The organism is Candidatus Methylomirabilota bacterium (genome assembly GCA_036002485.1).
In the GTDB taxonomy this organism is placed as follows: Bacteria; Methylomirabilota; Methylomirabilia; order Rokubacteriales; family CSP1-6; genus AR37.
The window spans coordinates 1-3,107 of the sequence record DASYTI010000010.1 but is presented as its reverse complement, the minus strand read 5'-3'; the positions used below and the strand labels follow the sequence as shown (position 1 = coordinate 3,107).

Annotated in this window: 3 protein-coding genes; all 3 read right to left on the bottom strand. The window is 68.8% G+C overall.

Annotated elements, in window-relative coordinates:
- Nucleotides 1-161: 161 nt before the first annotated feature.
- Nucleotides 162-986 carry a diadenylate cyclase CdaA gene (gene cdaA, locus VGT00_01495; GenBank protein ID HEV8530074.1) on the bottom strand — a complete coding sequence of 275 codons (825 nt, stop codon included), beginning with the start codon at nt 984-986 and terminating at the stop codon, nt 162-164.
- 3 nt (nt 987-989) lie between these two features.
- Nucleotides 990-1,853, bottom strand: coding sequence for a dihydropteroate synthase (gene folP / locus VGT00_01490; GenBank protein ID HEV8530073.1), 864 nt, complete (start codon nt 1,851-1,853; stop codon nt 990-992).
- A gap of 98 nt (nt 1,854-1,951) precedes the next feature.
- Nucleotides 1,952-3,107, bottom strand: a 1,156-nt coding sequence (gene ftsH / locus VGT00_01485; protein ID HEV8530072.1) for an ATP-dependent zinc metalloprotease FtsH, incomplete at its 5' end; no start/stop codon positions are given.

The window sequence follows — 3,107 nt, the reverse complement described above, 5'->3', positions numbered from 1 at the left end:
GCGGTCAACCGAGCCCGGCCGAGCAGCCCTGGTGGGTTCCCGCTCGCGGATGGCTCCGCAAATGATCTGTCCGGTTCTGGGGGGGAGCGGCGCCGCTCCTCCCCCAGACCCCCCCACCGCATTCATCGTTCCCTTTTCGATGGCGCCGATCCCTCGATCCTTCATTTCCGGAGCCAGCCGCGGGCGGGGACCCACCAGGGCTGCTCGGCCGGGCTCGGTTGACCGCCGAGTGAGAAGAGCGCGGCGAGCCGCTGGCGGAGGGTCTCGTGATCGTGCAGGGTCTCCATGTGACCCTCCACGGCGAGAGAGATACGCCCCGTCTCCTCCGAGACGACGAGCACGACCGCGTCCGTCTCCTCTGACAGACCCAGGGCCGCGCGGTGGCGGGTGCCCATGTTCCGTCCAAGCTGGGCATTGCGCGAGAGCGGCAGAAAGCCGCCCGCCGCCGCCACGCGCCCCCCGCGGATGAAGACAGCGCCATCGTGGAGGGGGGAGTAGGGCAGGAAGAGGCTCTCGAGGAGATCGGCGGAGACGAGAGCGTCCAGCGGCACCCCCAGCTCGACATAGTTGCGAAGCCCCGTGGTGCGCTCCAGGACCACCAGCGCCCCGATGCGCTTGCCGGCCAGCGACTCGGCCGCCTTGGCGACCTCGTCCAGGAGGTGGCTCTGCTGCTCGCGGCCCGCCCTCGTCACGACCTGGAAGAAGGAGCTCTGGCCGAAGTGCGCCAGGGTCCGGCGGAGCTCGGGCTGGAAGAGCACGATGAGAGCGAGGACCCAGAAAGACCAGAAATTGTCGAGGATCCAGCTCGAGCCGTAGAGCTCGAAGCGGTGCGCGAGGAAGGAGGCGGCCATGAGCGCCCCCAGGCCGAGCAGCATCTGGACGGCGCGCGTCTCCTTGAACATGACGAAGACGCGATAGAGAACGATCGCGATGAGCAGGATGTCGATCGCGTCTCGGAGACGAAACCCCTGGAGGGCCGGCCACATGAGCTAGGAGCCGTCTCTCGCGCGCCGGATGGCCCGCGCGACCCGGACCGCCTGGACGGTTTCCGCCACGTCGTGAGCCCGGATCACGTCGGCGCCCACCAGCACGGCGGCCGCGGTGGCGGCGAGCGAGCCGGGCAGCCTCCGGGCGGGATCGGCCTCACCGGCCAGGGCGCCGATGAAGGACTTTCGCGAGACGCCGACGCAGACGGGTCGGCCAAGCTCACGCAAACGGCTGAGGCTCCCCAGCACCGCGCAGTCCCAGTCATGCCAGGCGAGGCCGCGACGCCTGAAGAAGCCTATCCCGGGATCCACCACGATACTCTCCGAGGCAATACCGGCCTGGGCGGCGACCCGGAGGCTGGATCCAAGCACCTGGTGAACGGTCTCCATGGGCGAGCCTGATCCGACCGCCTCCGACTCGGAGGCCATGACGATCAGCCCCGCGCCGGAGCGGGCCACGAGTGAGGCCAGGCCCGCGTCCCCCATGAGCCCGCGGACATCGTTGATGATACCCGCGCCCGCTTCGAGGGCGGCTCGAGCCGGCTCGACACGGCTGGTGTCGGCCGAGATGGGCACGCCGCCAAGCTTGCCCGCCAGCAACCCCACCGCCCAGCCCAGGCGCTCGGCCTCCTCGGCCGCGGAGATGCGACCGGCCAGATATGGCGCCGTGGACATGGCGCCCACGTCGAGGATGGCCGCGCCCTCGGCGACCATGCGCTCGGCCGTGCGCAGGAGCTCATCGGCCGCGGTGACCACGGATCCCGGGTAAAAGGATCCGGGGCTGACGTTGATGGCGCCCATCACGGCCACATCCTGGCCATCTCCGAGGTGGACGCCGGCCAGAGTCGCGCGGATCGGAGAGGTCACGAGGTCAAAATACCACTGCCGAGAGCAACCACGGCAGCCGAATTACGGCCTTGGGGTACGCGGCCAGACCGGCGGGTCGGCGGCTGAATGACGCCGGATCAGGCGGGGGCGGGGGCTTCCTGGAAGGGCCGCGCGATCAGGATCCTGTTGATTTCCTCGCCGTCCAGAGTCTCGCGCTCGAGCAGGGCCCGGGCAAGGATATGAAGCTTCTCGAGATTGGTCTCGAGGAGCTGGCGGGCGCGCACCGCGCAGTCCGTGACGATGCGCTTGATCTCGGAGTCGATGAGGATGGCCGTCTCTTCGCTGTAGTCCTTCGGCCGCGACACCTCGCGGCCGAGGAAGATATGCTCTTCCGCTTTTCCGAAGGTCAGCGGCCCCATCTTGTCCGACATGCCCCACTCGCAGACCATCTTGCGCGCCACGTCGGTCGCCTTCTCGAGATCATTGCCGGCGCCGGTGGTCTGCTGCTGGAAGACGATCTCCTCGGCCGAGCGGCCACCCAGCAGGATGGTGATCTGGTTGACCAGGTACTCCTTCGAGTAGCTGTAGCGATCGTCGGTGGGCAGCTGCATGGTGAGGCCGAGGGCGCGCCCGCGCGGAATGATGGTCACCTTGTGCAGAGGGTCGGCGCCCGGCAGGAGATAGGCCACGAGGGCATGGCCGCCCTCGTGATAGGCGGTGGTGCGCTTCTCGGACTCGGGGATGATCATGGAGCGCCGCTCCACGCCCATGAGCACCTTGTCCTTGGCGTTCTCGAAATCGATCATCTCCACGACCTTCTTGTCCTGACGCGCCGCGAGCAGCGCGGCTTCGTTCACCAGGTTGGCGAGGTCGGCCCCCGAGAAACCCGAGGTGCCGCGCGCCAGGACCATGAGGTCGACCTTGGGGGCCAGGGGGATGCGCCGCGCGTGGACGCGGAGAATCTCCTCGCGCCCCTTGACGTCGGGCCGCGCCACCACCACCTGCCGGTCGAAGCGGCCGGGGCGCAGGAGGGCGGGGTCGAGGACGTCGGGACGATTGGTGGCGGCGATGAGGATGACGCCTTCATTGGTCTCGAAGCCGTCCATCTCGACGAGGAGCTGGTTGAGGGTCTGCTCGCGCTCGTCGTGGCCCCCGCCCAGTCCCGCGCCCCGGTGCCGGCCCACCGCGTCGATCTCGTCCATGAAGATGATGCAGGGGGCGTGCTTCTTGCCCTGCTCGAAGAGATCGCGCACGCGCGAGGCGCCCACCCCCACGAACATCTCGACGAAGTCC

Bases quoted from the DNA above. Each gene is read 5' to 3' on its own strand.
- cdaA (HEV8530074.1), bottom strand. From the start codon at position 986: ATGTGGCCGGCCCTCCAGGGGTTTCGTCTCCGAGACGCGATCGACATC.